This window comes from Bacteroides stercorirosoris (assembly GCF_900142015.1).
Classification (GTDB): Bacteria; Bacteroidota; Bacteroidia; order Bacteroidales; family Bacteroidaceae; genus Bacteroides; species Bacteroides stercorirosoris.
Map to the genome: position 1 here is coordinate 41,066 of NZ_FQZN01000023.1, position 23,414 is coordinate 64,479.

Genomic DNA, 23,414 nt, shown 5'->3' on the forward strand with positions numbered 1-23,414 from the left:
CGTTTATCGTACATCTTCCTGTTTCAGGGGGAGGAAAGGGCGTTTTGTTACAAGATTTAATGGAGAATTTGGTAAGGCCGGAGCCTTACCAAATTTCCTGTCTTCACTCATTATTCAGCAGGAGTCTCCTCCTCTGTTTCATATGCATTCTTCCAGTCGTCACCGCTGAAGTCTTCGCTTATATCTTTTCCGGCAATTCCGTCGCATACGCCTTTATAGGCATGTTTGCGTCCGTAGTTTGCGTCGAATAAGTTAGGAGTATCACCGGATAACCAGTATTCATGCTCTGCGGCATTGTCGCTCAGCGTCCAGATAGTGATACCTGATTGTTGGGCCTCGGGAACATTCTCTTTGTATGATTCGAAAATCATCTGGTAGACGTTTGCCTGAGTCTCCAACTGTTCGGCAGAAGGACTGGAAGTTCCTAACGCCACATCCAGTTCGGTGACGCGAACCAGCTTGCCGGTAGCGGCCATGGTCTGGAACATGGCATCGATTTGTGCTCTTGTGATGCTGGCGGCTTGTACGTGCATCTGGGTACCGATACCGTCAACAACCTGTCCGTTATCCTCAATATATTTCACGAAGTCTATCAAGGCAGCCAGCTTGCTTGGGTTTGTTTCCAGGTTATAGTCATTGACATAAAGTTTGGTATCGGCAGGCGCATATTTGCGTGCATACTCGAAGGCCTTCACTGCATATTCCTTTCCGATGTAGTACCCCCAATAGAAGTGATCGCTTGCCCAGTTCAGGCTCAGACCACTTGCCGGATCTTCTACAGGCGCTGTGTCGGGAGCATCGTCTCCGTTGCTCATGAAGTTGCCGTCTATGCCACGCCATTGGTTGTTGTCGGCGATAGGCTCGTTGATGACATCCCATTCCGTTACGCGGTCCATTCCCGGATGTTCCAGCATGCCTTTAATCCATGCTTCCATGGCACCCAACAGGGCGGTTTTCTTTTCTTCGGCAGTCTTGAACTTATAAGTGATGCCACCGTTGCTTCTCGCTGCCATGGTCGCTACGGCAACTTCCTCGAACGGTTCGGTAGATATTATTACATCATCAATCAGATACGTACCGGCTTTCAAGCCTAAATCGAAATTAATGCCCGTAATGTTTGCGCCCGCTTCAATTTCCCACTCTATGCGTTGCCATTCGGAGGCGACTACTTGATTGGGCTGGTAATTGGTATCACCGCTTCCGGACTCTATCGAGGTTGACATACGTGCCGAACCTGACCCCGAAGCCATCTTTATATAATAGGATATGTAGAGTTTGGTGCCTTTGGTGACGGGTTGGAGCAGATCGCTGTGAATCTGTACTTTCCACTCTCCACCTGCATTATCCGCAGCATTGACTACTTGCAGACAGCCTTTTGCTTTGTTGCCTTCCGAGTCGTTCCAGGTGTTGCATCCGTCGTCACCGTTCCATTTACTCCAATTCTGGATATCTTCCGTGAAGCTTCCGTTCACCAGTAAATTGGTTCTGTGCGCATCAGGGTCTTCAATCTTCTTGCCGAACTTGAAGTCATCCACCCACAGATTGCTTCCCGGCGTTCCACCGAACTGGATACCTATGCGTTCAATGTCTTTAGTATCACTTTCTGTATAGGTAAATTCACCTGTGCATCGAATCCACTCGCTTGGTGCGGTGAATTTCTCTTTATAAATACCTCCATAAGATGCATTCTGGCCTATAAACTGAACTTCAAGCCCGGCATCCGATTTTACCCAGAATGAGTAAGCATATGTTACTCCTATCTCAAGCACTCCGGTAGGCCAGAACAACTGACAATCATAATTGACGTTTGTTTCATTGGTCATCGTGAAATGCAGGGCATAGTCACTGTCATGCCCCGGTTGTTCTACGGCATAAGTATATTTACCCCACAGACCTGTCCAGCCTTCTGCGTTTCCGCCTTCAAAGCCGTAGTTGCCGACAATGTTCTCGCATACGTCGTCATCATCTACTTCGATGATTACTTCCGGGGCAATCAACGATTTCAGATACGTTTGTCTTTGTTGAGTGTGCCAAAGGAAGTTGTGCCCGTATATCTTGATATCGGCAGGCACTGCGTTCAGGAATGCATCAATGGTCGTGAAGTCCAGATCACCATTGTTCTTTACCACAGACGAATGTTTCATCGCATTTCCCGTAGTGAACATCTGAAAGTTAGCATCGGCCACGGCTTTGTATGCCGCGTCATTGATATACAAGTCGGCTCCCAGGCCAAGACCTATTGTCATATTGGGCGTATACTGTGCCGCATAGGTCTTGATATAGTCATAGTTCGCTATCTTTTCCTTTAAAGCGAGGGGAATGTCGGAAGCTGTGACACTTCCGTCGGATTCTTTCCATTCCATGATCTGGTCGTCGCAACTACTCCATGTCAGTGCGCAAACCATTAGCGGAAGAATAATTCTATTTAGTTTCATAATTCTTAATGTTTAATTTGTTTCTACTGAGTTTATTCCGTAGTTTCTTCATCTTCGGGATAGTCGGAAATCACGATGTTCTTGCAGGGTACTACGCGCCAATTATCCAGGTAGATGCGGCTTGCGAAAGCGGTAGATGTGACACTCACATCCTGATAGGTGAAGTCCGTATTTACGAAACCGATACCGAAGTTCCTGTAAGTAGCGGCATTACGGTCGTCTACCACATTCTGGAATACCGGACTTTCTTTATCCTCTATCATAGTGGCATACTTGTTGAATTTGCTAAATGGAATGGTTACAGTCTGCCAGCCCGTGGTTGAGAATGGAACAATGGCACCATCCTGAATCCAGGGTACATAGAATGCCACTTGGTTGGAAGCACCGTCGTCGTCGGAACCGATACCGGCGAAGTTGAAGTTGTTGACCAAGCATATCTGTAAGTGTCCGGTACCGCTCCATGTGTCGGGCACGTAGACGTCGAACTGCAACGCTACTTCACTCAGTGGAGTGGTTGCCGGGATGTAGGAATACATACGGCTCCAGTCGTCTGCCGCATCATCGTTGCCGGCTGTCCAACATTCGGACACACGGGGTTTGCCGGATATGACTCCTGCATCTATCAGACGTTGGGGAACAATCTGAACGCATTTGCCGCGTCCGCTGTCGTATGGATCTTCCACGAGGTCGTCGGCATTTATCATAGAGCCGGTTTCTGTCCAGCTCCAGAAGCCTTGGGTGCCTTTGCCGTCGAAGTCGAGTATCACACAGTCTGTAAAGTTGAAGTAAGCCGGGGTGGCAGCTTGTCCGTTGGCACCTTCGGAGTAGATGGAACCACCTGCCGAAACATTTTCAGGCATGATGAATGAATACCATTCACCGTCTTTGTCACTCTCGATGTCGGTTGTGATTTCCGTTCCGCCGGGCAGGGTTACTTTGGTGGTTTCCTGCAGGCCTGTTCCGTAGACGGTAACTATTTCTCCGGCTTTGGGCATCGTATTGTTGATGCCGGTTATCGTAGGTGAAGCTGCGCGAATGATGAAAGGATAGTCCAGCGTGGCGTTATCTTTCGCAAAGCGGATGACATTGCGGTCTTCTTCTTCGGCCTCTTCAACGGGCGTATTGCTGTTGATTTGGATTAGCATGGAGTGGTCTGTCACATAAGCGCGGTTGAAGTAAGTTTCATATCCGTTGATGTAGACTTTCTTCATGCCATAGAGCCCGCTTCCTTCTACCCGGATCAGTTGTCCGAGGCGTGCAAAAGTTACGGGACGGTCGGGTACGGATGATTCGTAGTCTTCCAGATAGATCTTGTCAACTACTATTTCTACGCTTTGGTATTTGCCGTCAAAGTATTCATCCTCCTCATTGCATGAGGTGAGGCCTGCTGCCAGGCATGACAAGCATAATATCCATATATATTTTAAGCTTTTCATATCTTCTTATAGTTTGTTATTCATTGAACAAATCATTTTCTGTAACTTCTTTTGCACCGAATTCATAGGCTACGGGCTCGTTATTTAGAAGTGGGTTACGTCCACGGTCTACGTCCGAAATCGGCAATGTGAGGTTGGCTGATGTAGCGGTGGAAACTCCGGTTCCGTCAGAAGTCTTTGCATATTGGCAAGTTTCGGTTTCGTCCCATTCGTAGCCTGCATTACGTTCCTGGCTGTTCAGGTAGTTCACCACTTCCTGTTGCTGGTAATAGGAACGGCGCAGGAGGTCATACCAATATTGTCCTTCCAAGGCGAGTTCGATGCGGCGTTCGTAGTGGATGTTCTCGTACGTGATGCTTGTCAGTTCCGGCATGCCGGCACGTTTGCGCACTTCGTTGAAGGGATCGAGGGCTGCTTTTTCACTGGTCGAAGCACTGTTGCCGAGGACTGCTTCGGCGAGGTTCAGATATACTTCCGCCAGGCGCATCATGTAGGTGTTGAGGCCGCTGCTTTGCGAGTAGCTCTGTCCGTTGTCATCAATCTTGCCTATCACGTACTTCTTGAAGTTACATTTGTTGTCATAGCCGGTTTCGGTCACATTATATGTGTAGCCGCCGTTCTTCGTATTAAGTTCCGGGTAGTATTCGCCTACGGTGGCGATGGTGCAGTGGCGGCGTATGCGGTCCTGAGGATCATAAGTGCGCACAAGGTCGTATGAAGCGTATGTGGCGTTTCCCCAGTTCTGTTCGCCTACCATGGTCGACCAGCCGAAATAGGTGGTCATGGAGTTGTTGCATCCCCAGCCGATGGCATCCGTACTGCCTTGCAGCCATTGCAACTGGAAGATGGACTCGCTGTTATTGTTGCATGTGGCTGGCGCAAACAGCTCGCTGTAATTATCGAGCAATGAGTATGGGCCTTCATCGATTACTTTCAGGGCAGCCTTGCGCGCCATATTCAGATAGTAGGTGTTGCGCGAACCACGGTTGAAGTCGGTAGCGATATTGCTGCCGTTGTATTCACCGTCGGTGGTGAGTCCGGCCATAGAGAGATACATGCGCGAAAGAAGGGCGTAGGCACTGTAGCGGGTGACACGACCCACATTGGAAGCTGTCTTGCTGAGGTTGACTGCCGCGTATTCGAGGTCGCGGATAGCAAATTCTATCACATCAACGCCCCGGTTGGCGGGGACAACGGAATTGCTCACTTGCTCCGCAGTGTTTTCATAGATGATACCCTTGTTCCACAGAGAACCGATGTACCAATAGGCAAGTCCGCGCATGAAGCGTGCTTCGGCATAAGCTTGTATCTTGGCCGCTTCGCTGACCTGGGGGCCGGAGTAATCTCTGATATTATTGATGGCATAATTGGACTGTGCCACTACGGAATAGAAAGAGCCCCATGCATCTTCAAGCCCCGGACTCAATGCTGTTTCCGTGAAGTTGGTATAAGGATAGATATAGTCGGACCAGCGGGCAGTGATGTTGTTGGCGCGTCCGTCTCCCATACTGTAATAAGCCTTATCGTTGAAACTGTTCCACACATAATTATAAAGCGGTGCGGTGGCTGCTTCCAGAGCTTTGTCACTGTCGAAGAAGGTTTCCTGATTGGCGTTGGTGCTATTTTCATGTGTCAGGAAGTCCTCGCAGGAACTCAATACCAGCGAACCGGCCAGTGTTGCTATGATGAATATCTTATTTTTCATATGTATAATTCATTTTAAAAGATTAGAAGGATATGTTTAATCCGAATGTGTAGATGCGGGGCGAAGGATAACGTCCGTAGTCCACACCGTTCATCAATGCATCTCCGTAGATGGAACCTACTTCCGGGTCGAGACCTTTATATTTGCTCCAGGTATACACATTCTGTATGTTGGCGTAGATTCTTGCATTGCTGAGACAAATCTTGTTTATCCATTTCTTCGGGAATGTATAGCCGATAGAGATATTCTGAAGACGGATGTAGGAAGCATCTTCCACAAGCAGGTCGCTGATACGGGTAAAGTTGTTGTTGGCATCCGACTCTTGCAAAGCGGGCAATGTGGTGCTGGAACCATTGATTACATGTAGGTTACGGTAATCATCGTCCGGACCGTTGGGGTCTATCAGGCCTACCAGGGCATAGTTCAGCGACGACTTGAGGATGTTTCCGTTGGAACGCGGGTCTTCAATGCGGTAGCGGGTCAGGTTGAGCGCCTTGTTGCCGTAAGAGCCCGAGAAGAATACTGTCAGGTCGAAGCCTTTGTAAGAGAACGTATTGCCGATACCATAGGTGAACTTCGGTTCCGGGTTTCCGATGTAGGTGCAGTCTTCGTTGTTGATGACACCGTCGCCGTTGCGGTCTTCGTAGATATAGTCGCCTATCCACGTGCTGTTTTTGGCAATCGTGTTACCTTCCGGAATGGCTACTTGCTTCACGTTGCCGTCAGCGTCTTTGCGGTAGAAGTCGGTCGGTTCGTCGAAACGTCCGATTACTTTATATCCCCAGAACTGTCCGATAGGCTGCCCTACGGTTGTTTTGGTGACGATGTAGCTGGCTGAACTGGGTTGGTAACTCTTTTCGATGGACGAGTTGTCGGTGTCGAGTTCCAGAACTTTGTTGCGGTTCAGTGAGAATACGAGGTTCGATGTCCATTGGAAGTCCTTGTTCGTGATATTGGTTGTATTCACGGTAAGTTCAAAGCCTTTGTTCTCAAGAGAACCTACATTACCCCAGGGATTGGATGCCGCTCCTTGTCCGCTCGAACCGAGATAAGCAGGTAGAGGGAGCTGGAGCAGAAGGTTTTTGGTCTTCTTATAATATACATCGGCAATCAGCTCGATACGGTTCTGGAACAGGCCGAGGTCTATACCTACGTTGTAAGAGTGCGTAGTCTCCCAAGTCAGGTCCGGATTGGCGGTATTGCCTGTCAGTACGCCGGTGCCCCAAGGGGTAGTCTTGTAGGAGAGGAGTGCCATATACGCATAGTCGCTTACATTCTGGTTACCGGTGGCGCCCCAGCCTGCACGGAGTTTCAGGTTGTTGATGATTTCATTGTTTCGCAAGAATGACTCTTGTGATGCGCGCCATGCAAGGGCTACTGCGGGGAACCAACCCCATTTGTTGCCTTTGGCGAATTTGGAAGAACCGTCCCGGCGGATGGTCGCCGTCAGCAGGTAACGTTCGTCGAAAGAGTAGAAAGCACGTCCGAAGAACGAAGCGATGGAATTCACCACGCGCGAGCCGGTAGTGGTGGAAGTGGTGATGTCGCCTGCACTCAGGTCGGGAGTCGTGTTGCTGAGGAAACCTGTAGCGGTGCCCACTTGTGTCTCCCAGTTGGATTGTGACATTTCCTGGCCTACCATGACGTTGATGTTATGTTTCTCTGCAAACGTATTGTTGTACGTCAGGATGTTGCGCCATGACCAGTATTTGGTATTGGTTTTGGTCCACTTGGAAGTACGTGTGTCACTCGTCTTGATGCCGAACTGGTAATCGGGCTGATAATAATAATAGTTGTTGAAGTTCCAGTCGGCGGACACTTCTGTCTTGAAGGTCAGTCCTTTCAGCAGTGTTGCTTCCAGGTAGGTATTGAAACGGAAGTTGGTCTTGCGGTTGTTATTGGTACGTATGGAGGCAAGTCCCACCGGATTTTCGGGCATCCACACATCGTCCGGACCGTCAAATGAACCGTCGGGAGATGTAACGGCAACTGTGGGTTGCTGTATCAGTGCACTCATGATGGTATTGTTGTCAGTACCTACATTCTGTTTGGATTCGGCAAACGAGAAGTTTACGCCGCCACGCAGCCACGACTTGATTTCAGTATCGACATTGGCACGCAGGGAAAGACGGCGGAAACTGGAACCCAGCGCAATACCATCCTGGTCGAGGAAACCGCCGCTAAAGGCATAAGTCGTCTTGTTGTTACCGCCACTGACAGAGATGTTGTGGCTCGTCATGAAAGCTTTGTTGAACAGTTCGTCCTGCCAGTTGGTTCCTTCGCCAAGCAGGTCGGGGCGTACGAAAGAGCTGCTTTGCTCTACCAGTCCCAGGGCCGAACGGTCGTTGTGATGCTGTGCATACTGGCGCAGGTTCAGCATGTCGAGCTGTGTGGGCATCTCCTGCCAACCGGCATATCCGTCGTAAGTCACCGTTGCTTCTCCTGCCTGTCCGCGTTTGGTGGTAATCATAATGACACCGTTCGACGCGCGCGAACCATAAATAGCCGTTGCCGAGGCATCTTTCAATACGTCCATAGACACGATGTCCGACGGGTTGATGCTGGACAATGGATTGCTGTTTTCATCATCGGTGGCAGAGTCCACTACCACGCCGTCTATCACGAAGATGGGCTGGTTTGTGGCATTCAGTGAGTTGATACCACGGATGCGGATGGAGGTGGATGCACCCGGAGTACCGGAGTTGGCCTGTATCTGTACACCTGCGGCACGGCCTTGCAACACCTGGTCGATGGAAGTCGGCACCGATTTCTTGATGGCTGCATCGTTCACCGATACCACAGAACCCGTAAGGTCCGAACGTTTCATTTGTCCGTAGCCCACTACTACCACTTCATCCAGCATTTCAGTATCTTCCTTCATGGTAACGTTGATTTGTGTCTTCCCGGCTACAGGAATCTCTTGCGTCTTGTAGCCCACAAATGAAATGACGATGGTACTGTTGGATGGAACATTCAGAGTAAAGTTACCGTCGATATCTGTAATGATACCGTTGCTGGTGCCTTTCTGCACTACACTTGCACCGATAACCGGTTCGCCTGTGGTGTCTGTCACAACACCCTTCACAGTAACGTTCTGTGAAAATGCCCATATAGGTATCAGGCATAATAAGAATAGAAGCCCCAATGGCTTAAAATAATAATTTGTGCATTTCATAATGAAATTAATTAAATTGGATAACAATAATATTCTCTTTAATAAAGATGTGAAGACATGTTTTTCATTCTCAAGTTTTCATACTATACATTTATTGGATTAAAGGGTTAAACTTCGCTTTTCGTTTGAGACAAAGGTATTTGTTTAATCGGATATACGGGTGAAAAATTGTAGCCTGTGTTACATTTAAATGTAACATGACTTTTCCCTGCGTTACAAAATCATTCGCTGGGGTTACGTCGGACAGATAAATGATACATAAAACGTTTATTCCGCAGGAATATCCTTCTGGTCCCACCTGTATACTTATTCCATCTTGCATGGGAACCGAACATAGATGAGTCCTATCTTGAATACCTAAAACATCCCCGTCTTATCAACGAAAACACCCGGATGTTTTACCCCAAAACATGGGGATGTTTTACCACATAACATCCGGGTGTTTTGCCCTAAAACATCCGGGTGTTTTCGGTATTCAGTCCCGAAGTGTTCTGTGCTCACTCCCTATGTGTTCTGTGCTCACCCCCTATGTGCAATGGGTAGTACTATCTTAATTCATTCAGGGCAACCGCATCAAAAGTTTGCTTCATTTCTGTAGGGTTTTGAATATATTTTAGACACGGATTACACGGATTACGCTGTTGCAGTATATAAAAACAACAGTGTAATCCGTGTAATCCGTGTCTTAAATCTCATTTATCATTTGCCTCATTACTTTTCGGTTTTGAACGAAGTGATGATTTATTTTTTAGACGCGGATGACACGGATGACGCAGATTTTTTATTTATTGATGTGACAGCGCAGCCTTTAAATCCGTGTCATCCGTGTCATCTGCGTCTAAGAGATTGAATACATAGGCTAAAATCATTTACCTCATTTCTGCACCGTTATGAATATATTTCAGACACGGATTACACGGATTACACTGTTGCAGTATATAAAAACAACAGTGTAATCCGTGTCTAAAATCTTAATTATCATTTGATTCCTTTCTGCACCGATACGAATAAGAATTTTAGTGCGGTTACCCTGTAATTCATCCGATAGTCAGGAACATCTCGAAAGTTTTTCTTATCTTTGCTTACCTTTAAGTATAGAATGCAATGAAAACAGTTCGTAACCACCTCCCCCTTATCATCTTATTGCTGTGTTTGCTTGGCTTGCCGGTGTCGGCACAGACCGGTAAATTCTACTCTACCAATAACGAACTCTCCAGCAGTCTTATCAATCAGATATTCCAGGATGAGAGAGGGTTCATCTGGATAGCAACGGAGTATGGGCTGAACAAGTTCGACGGACTTCGCTTTTCCAACTACAAACACATCTCGGGTGACTCTACTTCCATTAAAAATAACTACGTGCGCACGCTTTTTGAAGACAATGAGCAAAACTTGTTGGTAGGCTGCATCGACGGACTGATGAAGTATGACCCGGAGACGGACAGCTTCCGTGAGATACCGATGATGCGTGCCGGTAAACAGGTTTTTCCGCACGTCACGCAAATGCAGAAGTTGCATAACGGTGAAATCTGGATAGTAACTACCGGACAAGGTATTTTCCGTCTTGATGAGCAGCGGCGGCAAGCTCTCTCCATTGACGAAATCATGAAGCAGGTGAACTATAACTTCCAGTCCAATCTTTACGAGGACTCTCATTATAATATATGGATAGGCACCGAAGGACACGGGCTGATTTGCTATCTGCCTGCAACGAAGGAAGTGCGCGTCTACAGATATCCGGTGATTAATGACAATTACGTGTCCGCCATTACGGAGGATAAGTATGGAAACCTGTTTGTGGGAACTCAGAAGCAGGGACTTTCACGTTACGACCGCGAGCAAAACCGGTTTGTGTCTGTGCCTTATGAAGGTGGTGGAACATTGTCCGTCTATTGCCTTACCGTGGTGGACGACCGTCTGCTGATAGGTACTGACGGGCAGGGGCTGAAAGCGTATAACCGGATGACCGGGAAAATAGAAGATTACAGCATCAACTCCGCCCCGCTGGACTTTTCGGAAGGAAAGATACACGCCATACTGGAAGACCGGGACAAAAACCTGTGGCTGGGATTATTCCAGAGGGGGATTGCCCTGATACCGAAACAGGAGAACCCGTTTGAATATTATGGCAACAAGTCCATCTATTATAATCCCATCGGGCAGGGGTGCGTGATGTCTATTTACCAGGATAGCAATCATCACTTGTGGGTGGGGACCGACAATGAAGGCGTATACGAACTCAGTGCCGAAGGGAAAAGGCTGCGGCATTATCAGCCGGGTAGCAGTCCGCGTTCTGTTGCCAACACCATTATGTGTATGTATGAAGATACAAACGGGGACTTCTGGCTGGGCTCTTACACACGGGGGCTGGCAAAGCTGAACCGCCGGACGGGAGAGTGTGAATATCCGTTGCCCATCGACAACGAAAAGATATTCTCCATAACGGAAGACCGGCATAAGAATCTCTATATCGCAACCTTCGGCTCCGGTTTCTATCAATATAACCTGGTGACGAAGACGTTGAAACATTACGAATCGTCCAAAGACGAGACGGGCGACCTGACCCGTAATGAACTGGCCAACGACTGGGTGAACTATATCTTTTGTGACAGTGAAGGGTTGATTTGGCTGGGACACTATAAAGGCATCAGTTGTTTCAATCCGGAGAACGAGAGTTTCATCAACTACCGCAAGGTGAACTCTCTGATTGAAGACCGGGTGGGATATGTGTTGCAGGAAGACCATGCCGGAAACATTTGGGCAGGTACAACAGACGGATTATATCGTTTCGATAAGAAGACTGAAGAACTGAAGTGCTTTACGATAGCGGACGGTCTGCCCAACAATGTGATTTGCGGACTTTGTGAAGATGCAAGGCATAATATCTGGATTAGTACCTATATGGGCATTTGCAGATATGATGTGGCGAACAACCGTTTCATCAATTATTATGCGGGAGACGGTTTGCAGGGAAATGAGTTCACGCACGGAGCCTTCTATAAGGACCGGGCTGGGAAAATCTATTTCGGCGGCATTAACGGTATCACTTATTTCTCACCTTCTTCCATTGGCAGCGTCCTGAAGGATACCCGGGTCTGGATCACGGATTTCTTTATCTTCAACCAGCCTGTCCGCAAAAATACGCATTCGGGACGGCATCCCGTTATTTATACTTCCGTGCTCGATGCGAACCTGTTCCAACTGGCTCATCATGACAATACGTTCAGCATTGTTTTCTCTACGTTGCAGTACAACAATCCGGAACAGATATCCTATCAATATAAGATTGAAGAACTGAGTAACCAATGGCTCAGTACCGAGCCGGGTGTGAACCGGGTGACGTACAATAATCTTCCGCCGGGCAAATATACTTTCCAAGTGCGGGCGTTGAGCCACGGCAATCTTTCGGAGATACGTACTGTCAAGATTCTGATTACTCCGCCCTGGTATGAGATGTGGTGGGCATATTGCATCTATGTGTTCCTGTTCGGCCTGTTGGTGCTGGGCATTGTCAACTATATAGTGTCCCGTATGCGTCATCGCCGGGAAATCATGAAGCGTGAGCATGCCGAGCAACTGAATGAGGCGAAGTTGCAGTTCTTCATCAACATCTCCCATGAGATACGCACTCCGATGACGCTCATCATCAATCCGCTTGAGAAGTTGCTGGCTGAAAAGAAAGGCGGGGAGGTGCAGAAGACGTATCTGATGATTTACCGGAATGCACAGCGCATCCTCCGGCTGATAAACCAGTTGATGGACATCCGTAAGCTGGATAAGGGACAGATGTTCATGAAATTCAGGGAAACGGACATGGTGGGCTTTATTGAAGATGTCATGCTGACTTTCGACTATCTGGCACAGAAGAAGAAGATACATTTTAGCTTTGAACATACCATGCCTCAACTGAAGGTATGGGTGGATATGAATAACTTCGACAAGATATTGATGAATATCTTCTCCAACGCTTTCAAGTACACGCCGGAACAGGGGGAGATAACAGTGAATCTTTCTACGGGGCGTGATGCCACTCGCCGGGATGCCTTGAAGGAATATTTTGAAATAACGGTGACGGATAGCGGCATCGGGCTCGACCGTGAAAAGATAGAGCGCATATTCGAGCGTTTCTATCAGATAGATAATGATGTGACGAAGTCTAACTTCGGTACGGGAATCGGTTTGCACCTGTCTCGTTCGTTGGTGGAGTTACATCATGGGCTTATCCTGGCGGAGAACCGGGAGGATGCTGCGGGAAGCCGTTTTGTTATCCGTATTCCGTTGGGGTCGGCACATCTGCGGGCTGACGAACTGGAAGATGTGGAAGTGGCAGCTACGCCTCATGCGGTATTTGTGAAGCCGGAGAAGCCGGATTTTGAGGAAACATTTGGGGAAGAAGGCGCGGAGGAAAAGAAAGCGGGTAAATCGAAAAGCCGTCTGCGTATATTGATAGCGGAAGATGAAGAGGAGATCCTCTCTTATCTGAAAGAAGAGTTGGAGGGCGACTATCGGATTATGATGTGCAAGAATGGTAAAGAGGCTTATGACACGATTCTTGCGGATGCTCCCGACTTGGTGATCAGTGATATCATGATGCCGGAAATGGACGGTTTGTCTCTGTGCCGGAAGATAAAGCAAAATACGAATGTCAATCATGTGCCGGTTATTCTGCTGACGGCCAAGTCTAAACCGGAAGATACGATGGAGGGCATGGCGACCGGTGCGGATGCCTATATGGTGAAACCTTTCAACACGGAGTTGTTGAAGAGTACGATTGCCAATCTGATTGCTAACCGGAAATTGCTGAAGAGTAAATTCAGTGGTGCACAGCAACAGGAGGGTAAGGTAGAAAAATTGTCGATGAAGTCTGCGGACGAGATACTGATGAGTAAAATAATGAAAGTGATTAATGAGAACCTCTCCAATCCGGAACTGAATGTGGAGATGCTGGCGGCGAACGTTGGCTTGAGCCGTGTTCATGTGCACCGGAAGCTGAAAGAACTGACAAACCTTTCGGCACGCGATTTTATCAAGAATATCCGTCTGCAACAGGCTGCCGCCTTGTTGAAAGAGAAGAAACTGACAGTGTCCGAAGTGGCGTACGTGACGGGGTATACGAACTTGTCACATTTCTCCAGTTCTTTCAAGGAGGTTCATGGAATGTCGCCTAAGGAGTATATGCAGGCACACCAAGGATAGCTTAAATCATTCTTTTATTCTTTACCCTTCCATATAGAGAGTATTTTCCGGCGTATCAGGAGTATGTTCAGGGCGGATACGGCTATGAACAAGATACTTCCGGCAAGAATGCAGGGCAGCAGGGAACCCGTTTCCAGTTGTGGAAGAAGGGTTTGTAGCACACCTGTATAGTAACTTCTCAGCCATGCCACGCCACAGATGGCAAGGAATAGTACGAGAAGGTTTAATCCTACGGTCAATATATGATAGGGCATTGCCACTTTGGAAGGACTGTAGCCTATCAGCAACAGGTTTTCCAACTTGGCGGTATTTTTCTGGAGCAGCAGGAATACGCTCAACATCAGGATGTAGAAAGACAGGATGCTGATGAACAGTCCCACACCCGAAACGATACCTGTGATGAGGCGCAGGAAGTAAGTTGTCTTTCCGGCGTCCAGGTTATCTCCTTCGGTTTCATAGTTCTTCTGCTGGAAATAGTCGGTGATGGCTGTATCCGTGGGGTTCTTTACTTCTACAATAAGGCGTGAAGACTGTGCTTCTCTTTCGGGAGCAAATGTCTTGTTTGCCCATTCCATGAACGATTGCGGAACGAGGATGGTATTCAGGCGGTTGGAGAAACCGACGATGTTTCCTTTGTACTGTTCCGTACGTCCGTTGCCGCGCATGATGATGTCCATCTGTATCAGTCCCATTACGCCTTCCGACAGCTTTGGCAGGTTGCGGCTTTGTGCAAACCCGAAGTTGTAAAGGTTGAGGTAGTTGCGGGGGATGATGATAGGTATGGTCTGTGTCTCCTCGTCGAAATGCCACTTGTCCAGACTGACGTCGACAAAGGCATCGGGAACAGATTCGAAAAACATATCGGTGGAGATGCGGATGCCGGCCTGTTGCATTCCCAGTCCTGCCGATACTTTGAAAAGGGTGGGGGTAAAGGCGCCTACGCTACGCGTGAAGGGCTGGGCTTCCAGTTCCTTGATTTCTTCTTTGGAGAAAGTGTTGCTTTGTCCGGTAAGGCTGCCGAGGGCGCTGATTTTTTTCGTAGCGATGATATAATCCTTTTTCATGAAACTGTCTCCCTGCGTGAAGACGGGGAGGACATCCTTATAAAATTGCACGCTTAGCAGTACAATCAGCATTCCGAAGATGTTGGCGAGAAAAAAGCCGCTCAGTTGCCCGATGCTGATGTGTTGGCGAAGAAGTTTCCAAACAAGTCTGTTCATTGAAGTTTGAGGTTATTGTTAAATGATAATTTAGCGGCTTTGCCGCTAAAAATTGACAATTGACAATTGACAATTACCATTCGGAACGATTGTTTAAGCACAATATAGCGCAGCCTAATTGTTAATTGTCAATTGTCAATTGTCAATTTTTAGCGGGCATCCGCCCGCTAAATTATCATTTATAGTTTTAATATTTTATTGTAGTCCAGTTCTATATGTTTCCCGATAGAGGTCACCACCACTCCCGCACCTTGCTTTGCGGCCTCCTCGGTCAGCATGTGTCCCATGAGTGCACTGTTATTATCATCCAGGTGACTGATCGGTTCATCCAGGAAGATGAAGTCGAACGGTTGGCATAGCGCACGGATGAAGGCTACGCGTTGCTGCTGGCCGAAAGATAACTTTCCTGCTTTTTCATCTGCTTTGTCTGCGATGCCGAGCGTTTCGAAGAGGGAAAGGATTTCTTTTTTCTTCTTATGGTTGGTAAGGCGGTTCTTTAATTGTACGTTTTCCAGCGCTGTCAATTCGTGGAAGATGCGCAATTCCTGGAACAGCATGCTCAACGAATGTTTCCGCAACTCCACCCATTCGTGGATGGATAGCGAACGGATATTCCGTTCATCGAAATTGATGATACCCTGGTAGTCGCGGCGATACCCGTAGAGATAGCTGCATAGAGAAGATTTACCCGTGCCGGAAGCGGCTTCAATCAGATACCGCTCTCCCTTTCGCAGCACAAGATCCTGGTGCCATACGTCGGATGTGATGGCATCCCGGTCGGCAAACACTTGGGGAAGTGTTTGCCGCAGATGAATGATTTCCATTATTGATAGGGATTAGATACCTGCAAACTCTTTGATAAAGTTTACAATCTGTTTCAATGCATTTACGTTTTTGTCTTTCAGCTGAATGACCATTTCTGCATTATTCTCTGAGACAATTTCCATATATGAAACCTTATCAGCCAAAGCAATGGCAGTCGCATATTGTGCTCCGCCGTATTCGCCCATCATCTTCACTACCGGTAATGCAAGCACTGCTTCCATATTCAGTACGAGAGCACAATTCTTACCTTTTATGCCGGCTGCATATTCTGTATCCTTAGCTGACGGATCAACTGTCTTATCTATGTTTTTGTATTGCATTTCGTCATTCGTAGCATATAAATTGTTTCCATGTACCCCAAAGAAAATATTCATCATTCTGGATTTATATACGTATTCATTTTCTCCCAGTTTCAGGATGTCTTCTCCACGTTTCAGACCCAGTTCGTTTTTCTTCTCGTACAGCATTTGTATAGGCGTGGCACTCTTAACATTGGCATATAGCAGGAAGGTAGGAGCATTATTCATGGTAACATTGATCAATCCCAGTGTAATATCCTTCTGGAATGTGCCGAACAATTCTTTTACTTCATTAGCCTTGGCTATAGAGAAATTCTTTTGGAATTCTTCATTCTCCGATAATAGGTTGTAGACTTCTTCTCCATTGACTCCTCCGCTGATAAGCATCAGGGTAGATTTCGGGAAATTTTTCAGGTAGGTGTTCTCTATCGGCCGGCTTGCTTTCATTTGTTTGTCAAGCATGGCTTGCAGTTCGGGACTTTCCGTGACGAAGTTATACTTCATACTGATTTTTCCTTTTTCGAAAGAGATATTTGCCAGTACCTGACAGCTTTTCATGTCGAAGGTTTGGGGCATACCGAAATTGAACTGGTTAGAATATGCTCCCATCAGACTTCCCGGAGTGAATAATATGTCGATGTCTCCATTTGCCTTCTGCATCTTTTTGAAGGCACTGGTCGAAACAATGCTGTTTTCGTTTGTCTGCTTCAGCAAAGCGGGTAGGCCTTGCTTGATTTTCTCAAGTTGAGTGGCGCCTTTATAGCTGATCAACATTAAAGTAGAAGGAGTATAGGCTATAAATACCTGGTTACCCATTTGGGTGAACTGATATCCGTCGCCACTATTGATCGGTTGGCAGATCTTTTCTTTTTCCAGTGTTTCAAGCGCAGTGTGAAGGTCATCTTCGTTGATAACTTTGGCTACCGCACTGGAGTAAGGAAATGACTCGGAATTGAAAATATATATGGGTGCCGATATGTCGATTCCCGATTTCTGAGAGTCTTTCAGTATCATTTCTACTTGTTGGAATGTGGCGGCATTCATACCATCCTTCAAGGCATCTATCAGCTTTTGTTTAGCTTCTTTGTTCTCCTTGTCGTTGAGTCCTGCTTTGTCGGCCAGCGATTTCATGTTGATACTGGCTACTACGGTGGCATTGGCAGGAATCACATTCGTGTATTCCGATTTCTTGGAACATGCGCTGACAAAGACCATCAATACAGCCATCAACGCCAAGTGGGGAAACAAACTTTTTTTCATATCATTCTTGATTTTAGTGTGATTATCATTGATTTTGTAAATTCAGTATGTGGCAGGCTACCAAAGCTGCTGTCTCCGTGCGCAACCTCGACCTTCCCAGACTGATAGGTGTAAAGCCGTTCTCCATAGCCTTTTTCACTTCCTCTTCGCTGAAATCTCCTTCCGGGCCTATCAACACCAGTGCGTCTTCTCCTTTCCGGAATATATCTTTCAACAGAGGTTTTTCGCCTTCATAACAATGTGCGATGAATTTCTGCCCCTTGAAAGGCCGGGTGATGAATTTATCGAAGTCGGTCATTTCATTCAGTTGTGGCAGACGTGCTTTGAGAGATTGCTTGATGGCGGACACAAGTATCTTGCTGATACGTTCCGTTTTGATGACTTTCCGTTCGGAGAAGCGGCAGTTCAGAAAAGTCAGTTCGTCGAAGCCTATCTCGGTGGCTTTCTCTGCAAACCATTCCGTGCGGTCCATGTTTTTGGTGGGAGCCATCGCTATGTGCAGATGCCCACTCCATAAGGGTTCCTGATAGGTGGTTTCCAGGATATTTACGATACAACGCTTGTTGGTGGCGGCACTGATTTCTGCGCGGTAGAAGTTACCTTTACCGTCAGTCAGAGTTATTTGGTCACCGATGTTAAGGCGTAACACGCGGACACAGTGTTGTGCTTCCTCTTCGGGAAGTTCGGCATGAGTCTGTATATCGGGTGTATAGAATACGTGCATAAGTTTTTATTGCTGATTTTTTCGTTTGGTTATTTCGTCCCTGATATGGGCGGCGCGTTCGTAGTTCTCATTGGCGACGGCCTCTTGTAAGGCCTTTTGTAGCATCTCCATGGTGTCTCCATGAAAAAACTCGTCGTCGTGCGGGGCGGGATTCTCTCCCATTGGGGCTATACTTCCCGCTTCATTTTCTTTTCCGGTTTTAAGTTGTTCCGATTCCAATATCTCTTCGTAGATGAAAATCGGGGCTTTCATCCGCAAAGCCATAGCCACTGCATCGGATGTACGGGCGTCCATACGGATGATGGCGTCGTCTGCTTTCAGATAAATATAGGAATAGAATACACCGTTATCCACTCTGTAAATAAGCGCGCGCATCATCTTTACACCTAATACTTCCAGACATGAAGCGAAAAGGTTGTGTGTCAACGGACGTGGCGGAACGATCCCTTTCAGACCGATTAGCATCGCCTGAGCTTCCGCCGCACCGATAATCACCGGCAATTGGCGTGCGCCGTCCACTTCTCCCAACACCAGTGCATAAGCTCCTGCCTGTTCCTGACTGTTGGAGATGTTTAGTACTTCCAGTTCTACTTTCTTCTTCTTATCCATAAGGAGGCTTTTTTGAGTAATTAGTAGTCAGTAGTTACTACTTACTACTATCTACTTACTGCTAATTCCTTTTTCCGGCTGATGCTTGTACTTGAATACCAAGGCAAACAAGATACCGATAACCAGTGCGTAGGCGGCAAAGATAAACCAGATCTCGGGCCACTCACGACTTACCAGTTTGCCATCGGCATATACTGAGAAAGCATCTACTACGGCACCGCTGGCATATCCTCCAATAATGGCGCCTAAACCATTGGTCATCATAAAGAATAACCCCTGGGCACTGGCGCGGATATTGGAACTGGTTTCTTGTTCAACAAACAACGAACCCGAAATGTTGAAGAAATCAAACGCCATACCATAAACAATCATGGATAGGATTAACATCCACAGGCCGGAACCCGGATCTCCGAAGCCGAACAATCCAAACCGGAATACCCATGCAAACATACTGATCAGCATAACCTGCTTGATTCCGAAATGTCTCAGAAAGAAAGGTATGGCGAGAATGAATAATGTCTCGGACATCTGCGAGATTGATAGCAGGATAACCGAATGTTTCACTCCGAAGGAATCTGCATACTCAGGGATACTGGCAAAACTACCCAGGAAAAGGTCGCCATACGTATTGGTAATCTGCAACGCTGCTCCCAGAAGCATGGAGAATAAGAAGAAAATGGCCATTTTCTTTTTTTTGAATAATACAAATGCATCCAGTCCTAAAGAAGAAAGCAATGATTTGTTTCCTGTTTTGGCAGGTTTACATGCCGGTAGGGTGAAAGAATATAGTCCCAGTATTAGTGCAGATGCACCACCTACATAAAGTTGGGCGCTTGAGTTCTTGAATCCGGTAAGATCTACTGCCCACATCGCACAGATAAAACCAATGGTTCCCCATACGCGAATGGGAGGGAAATCTTTAATCAAATCACACTTATATTGTTCAAGCGAATTGTACGAAACTGTATTGGCCAGTGATAAAGTCGGCATATATACCAATAAATTGAGTAACATTGCCCAATACATCTGGTCATATCCCGTAGCGGTAGAAGCATAGAAAAGACAGGCAGCTCCTATAATATGGCAAAGTCCGTATAAACGTTCTGCATTGAACCACTTATCGGCAATGATACCAATGATACCGGGCATAATTAGAGAGGCAATGCCCATGGTTGCGAATATTGCGCCGATTTGGCCTCCTTCGAAGTGGAGTTCTCTACCCATGTAACCTCCCAATGAAATTAACCATGACCCCCATACAAAGAATTGCAGGAAGTTCATGATAATCAAACGAACTTTTATACTCATGACTTTTCTAAATTTGTGTTTCTCTTTTTACATTAATATTAGATGCAAATATAATATTTTCGTTGATTGGGTGAGCAATCAAATTAATAAAAAGCGCATAAAAGTGAAGAAAGGTGAAGAATAGATGGTAAAAAGCGGAGTACTTAGGGGTATATAAAAAAAGAAGGCTATCTATCCCAGACAGCCAATCTTTATTAACCTTAAATCTAATACCATGAAAAACACAGTGCAAATATAGTGGGTTTTATGTTATACAACATAATGTTTGGCTTATTTTCTGCTTTGTATTAACATCTTTTATTATATATGATGCTTTTTAGCCTTGTTGTAGGGGATAAAGTGCAGTTTTTGCTAAGATAGTATTAGCTACTTTTACTTCACTTGCCTATCTTTGCTTTATGAAAAGCAGAATCTTATCAGTTGCCATATTCGGTCTGAGTATAATGGCACAGTTGACAGCTCAGAATTTCACTTCTTTACGAGAGCAAATTCAGTTAGCGGGAGAATGGCAGAGTTCTTTAGGCCCTTGCCGTTTACCGGGTACGACGGATGAAAACCGCTTGGGGGAGAAAAACAAGGATACTTTGATTGCCTATCAGCTGACGCGTCTCTATCCTTATAGCGGCGAGGTGACCTATACCCGTGAGATAGAAATTCCCAAGACTTTCCGGGGCAAGAAACTGTTTCTGGTGATGGAGCGTACCAAACCAAGTACTTTATGGGTGGATGGCGACAGTATTGGCAGTTACGGACATTTGTATGCGCCTCATCGCTATGAATTACCCGTTTTGGCTGCCGGAAAGCATCAGCTGAGAATACGGATTGATAATTCACCGACTTCCGTTCCCAAAGAAATACAAGGTTCGCACGCATGGACAGATGCTACACAGACAAACTGGAATGGTATTTTGGGAGAGTTTTATATCGAAGCGGTGTCGGATGCTTTCATCCAGTCGGTGCAAGTATATCCGCAAGTGGATAAGAAACAGGCATTGGTGGTTGTGGAAGTGGATGCGGAGAAAGATGGAAAAGGCACGCTTGACGTTGAGGGATATGCCTGGAATACTCCCGGAAAGCATACTTTATTGCCACAACAACTTGCTGTGCATTTGAAGAAAGGACGAAACAAGGTTGAGATACCCATAAGTATGGGGGATGCCCCTTTATTGTGGAGTGAGTTTCACCCTGCGCTTTATAAACTGAATGTGACACTTCGTTCCGGAAAGAACCGGGATAACCGTGTGGTGGATTTTGGTATGCGTAAGTTTGAGGTACAGGGCACGCAGTTCGTGATTAATGGTTACAAAACTTTCATGCGGGGCAAGCACGATGCTTGCGTCTTTCCGCTGACGGGATATGGACCGATGGATGTGGCATCCTGGCAGCGTGTCTTCCGCATAGCGAAACAGTATGGCATCAATCATTATCGCTGCCACTCTTTCACCCCGCCGCGTGCTGCACTTGAAGCGGCTGACATAGAGGGCATTTACTATCAGATAGAGCTTCCTTTGTGGGGTTACATCAAGCGGGAGAATACGGGGCTGAATGATTTTCTGAAGAGGGAAGGAGATATGTTGCTGGAGCATTTTGGAAACCACCCTTCGTTCATGATGCTCGGTCTGGGCAATGAACTGGATGCGGAGATAGATGTGGTGCGTGAGTGGCTGGATGATTTCCGCAGTCGTGACAACCGGCATTTGTATTGCTACGGTTCTAATAATAACCTGGGTTGGAAGGGCCCGCAGGAGGGGGAAGATTTCTTTGTGACCTGCCGTGTGGGTGGGGGAGACGGATACACCACCCATGTGCGTGCTTCCTTTGCTTATGTGGATGCTGAGAAAGGCGGTATTCTGAATAATACCCGTCCGGCTACCGATAAGGACTATTCCGGTGCCATCGCCCGCTGTCCGCGTCCGGTGGTGGGGCATGAGAACTGCCAGTTCCAGATATATCCCGATTATGGTCAGATTTCCAAATACACCGGTGTGCTTTATCCTTATAATCTTGAAATCTTCCGTGACAGGTTGAAAGAGAATCATCTGTCCTCTCAGGCGAAAAGTTTTCATCAGGCCACCGGACATTTCTCGATAAAGTGTTACAAAGCGGATATGGAATATGCTTTCCGTACTCCCGGTTTCGGAGGGTTCCAGTTGCTCGATTTGCAGGATTATCCCGGACAAGGTTCTGCATTGGTAGGCATTCTGGATGCTTTTATGGACAGTAAAGGTATTGTTGAGCCTGAAACGTTCTATGGCTTTTGTGCGCCGCTTGTTCCTTTGGCGCTGATGAAAGATTATTGCTGGCTGAATACGCAGCGGCTGCATATCGATGTCGCTCTTTCCAATTATGTGGAGGGTGATTGGTGCGAACCTGTCCGCTGGAGCCTGGTTTCGGATGATGGCGGTTGGAAACGCGAAGGGCAATTGTCCGCTTCCGTCTTTCAGGGTGAGGTGGGGCGTGTGGGGAGTATTGAACTTTCTCTCTCTGCGATAAAGGAAGCCCGGCGTCTGACATTGACTCTGTCCACAGGTGAGTATCGCAATTATTACCATCTTTGGGTATATCCCGACGAATCTGCCGAACCGGAAGGTGCTGTTTATGTAACTTCCCGGTTGGATGACGACTTAAAAAAGAGATTGGAGAACGGTGCATCCGTTTTGTTTATTCCTGAGCATGACAGTATTCTTGTGCAGAGTGTGGGCGGTATGTTTACTCCTGACTATTGGAATTATTCCATGTTCAAGACTATCTCCGAGAATGCCGGAAAGGAAGTGTCTCCCGGAACACTGTCCATCTTGACCGATCCCATGCATCCGTTGCTGAAATACTTTCCAACAGAGGATCATAGTGATTGGCAATGGTGGAGCATTGCCCGTAATTCACGCCCTATGATACTGAATGCGACTCGCAGTGAATACCGTCCGTTGGTTCAGGTGGTGGATAACATCGAGCGAAACCATAAGTTGGGATTGGTTTTCGAGTTTGCTGTCGGCAAAGGGAAAATATTGGTCTGCATGACGAATCTTCGGGCCATTGCCGATATGCCTGAAGGAAAACAGTTTCGCACTTCCTTGCTACGATATGTAAAGTCTGATGCTTTCCGGCCTGTGGAGCAACTTACCTGGGAAGAGCTGAACGCACTCTTTCACGCCGATATCAATCAAAGAATGATTATCGGGGTGAAGAATGAGTCGGATTATACGATAGGGAATGATTGATTAG

The 23,414-nt window shown here is 46.9% G+C and carries 12 protein-coding genes; 2 read left to right on the forward strand and 10 right to left on the reverse strand.

The annotated features are described in order from the left end of the window. Positions 1-110: 110 nt before the first annotated feature. From BUC01_RS16935 to BUC01_RS16950, 4 genes are read right to left on the reverse strand one after another with little or no spacing between them, the layout of a single operon-like run. Positions 111-2,435 carry an endo-1,4-beta-xylanase gene (locus BUC01_RS16935; RefSeq protein WP_025834842.1) on the reverse strand — a complete coding sequence of 775 codons (2,325 nt, stop codon included), beginning with the start codon at positions 2,433-2,435 and terminating at the stop codon, positions 111-113. 32 nt (positions 2,436-2,467) lie between these two features. Further along, complete coding sequence (locus tag BUC01_RS16940; RefSeq protein WP_025834843.1) at positions 2,468-3,871, reverse strand: glycan-binding surface protein; 1,404 nt, start codon at positions 3,869-3,871, stop codon at positions 2,468-2,470. 16 nt (positions 3,872-3,887) lie between these two features. Next, on the reverse strand, positions 3,888-5,576 hold the full coding sequence (locus tag BUC01_RS16945) for a RagB/SusD family nutrient uptake outer membrane protein (protein ID WP_025834844.1): 1,689 nt from the start codon (positions 5,574-5,576) through the stop codon (positions 3,888-3,890). 22 nt (positions 5,577-5,598) lie between these two features. Next, positions 5,599-8,751 (reverse strand): SusC/RagA family TonB-linked outer membrane protein, encoded by a 3,153-nt coding sequence (locus BUC01_RS16950; protein WP_073314324.1) that lies wholly within the window; start codon positions 8,749-8,751, stop codon positions 5,599-5,601. A gap of 1,104 nt (positions 8,752-9,855) precedes the next feature. Here BUC01_RS16950 and BUC01_RS16955 point away from each other — a divergent pair. Next, the gene (locus BUC01_RS16955) at positions 9,856-13,947 is read left to right on the forward strand and encodes a hybrid sensor histidine kinase/response regulator transcription factor (protein WP_073314306.1); all 4,092 of its coding nucleotides are present in this window, start codon (positions 9,856-9,858) and stop codon (positions 13,945-13,947) included. Between the two features lie 14 nt (positions 13,948-13,961). On the opposite strand, the gene BUC01_RS16960 is transcribed toward BUC01_RS16955, so the two are convergent. From BUC01_RS16960 to BUC01_RS16985, 6 genes are all read right to left on the reverse strand, one after another. Next, positions 13,962-15,167, reverse strand: coding sequence for a hypothetical protein (locus BUC01_RS16960; protein WP_073314308.1), 1,206 nt, complete (start codon positions 15,165-15,167; stop codon positions 13,962-13,964). 179 nt (positions 15,168-15,346) lie between these two features. Next, positions 15,347-15,991, reverse strand: coding sequence for an ATP-binding cassette domain-containing protein (locus BUC01_RS16965; protein ID WP_073314311.1), 645 nt, complete (start codon positions 15,989-15,991; stop codon positions 15,347-15,349). A gap of 12 nt (positions 15,992-16,003) precedes the next feature. Then, positions 16,004-17,551 carry a DUF4836 family protein gene (locus BUC01_RS16970; protein WP_025833868.1) on the reverse strand — a complete coding sequence of 516 codons (1,548 nt, stop codon included), beginning with the start codon at positions 17,549-17,551 and terminating at the stop codon, positions 16,004-16,006. Positions 17,552-17,576: 25 nt separating this feature from the next. After that, positions 17,577-18,275, reverse strand: coding sequence for a 16S rRNA (uracil(1498)-N(3))-methyltransferase (locus tag BUC01_RS16975; RefSeq protein WP_025833866.1), 699 nt, complete (start codon positions 18,273-18,275; stop codon positions 17,577-17,579). A 6-nt stretch (positions 18,276-18,281) separates the two neighbouring features. Continuing rightward, positions 18,282-18,884, reverse strand: a complete 603-nt coding sequence (locus BUC01_RS16980) for a bifunctional nuclease family protein (RefSeq protein WP_073314313.1) — start codon at positions 18,882-18,884, stop codon at positions 18,282-18,284. 51 nt (positions 18,885-18,935) lie between these two features. Further along, positions 18,936-20,192 (reverse strand): nucleoside permease, encoded by a 1,257-nt coding sequence (locus BUC01_RS16985; RefSeq protein ID WP_073314315.1) that lies wholly within the window; start codon positions 20,190-20,192, stop codon positions 18,936-18,938. A 398-nt stretch (positions 20,193-20,590) separates the two neighbouring features. On the opposite strand from BUC01_RS16985, the gene BUC01_RS16990 reads away from it, so the two are divergent. Next, positions 20,591-23,410 (forward strand): glycoside hydrolase family 2 protein, encoded by a 2,820-nt coding sequence (locus BUC01_RS16990; RefSeq protein WP_025833864.1) that lies wholly within the window; start codon positions 20,591-20,593, stop codon positions 23,408-23,410. Positions 23,411-23,414 lie beyond the last annotated feature (4 nt).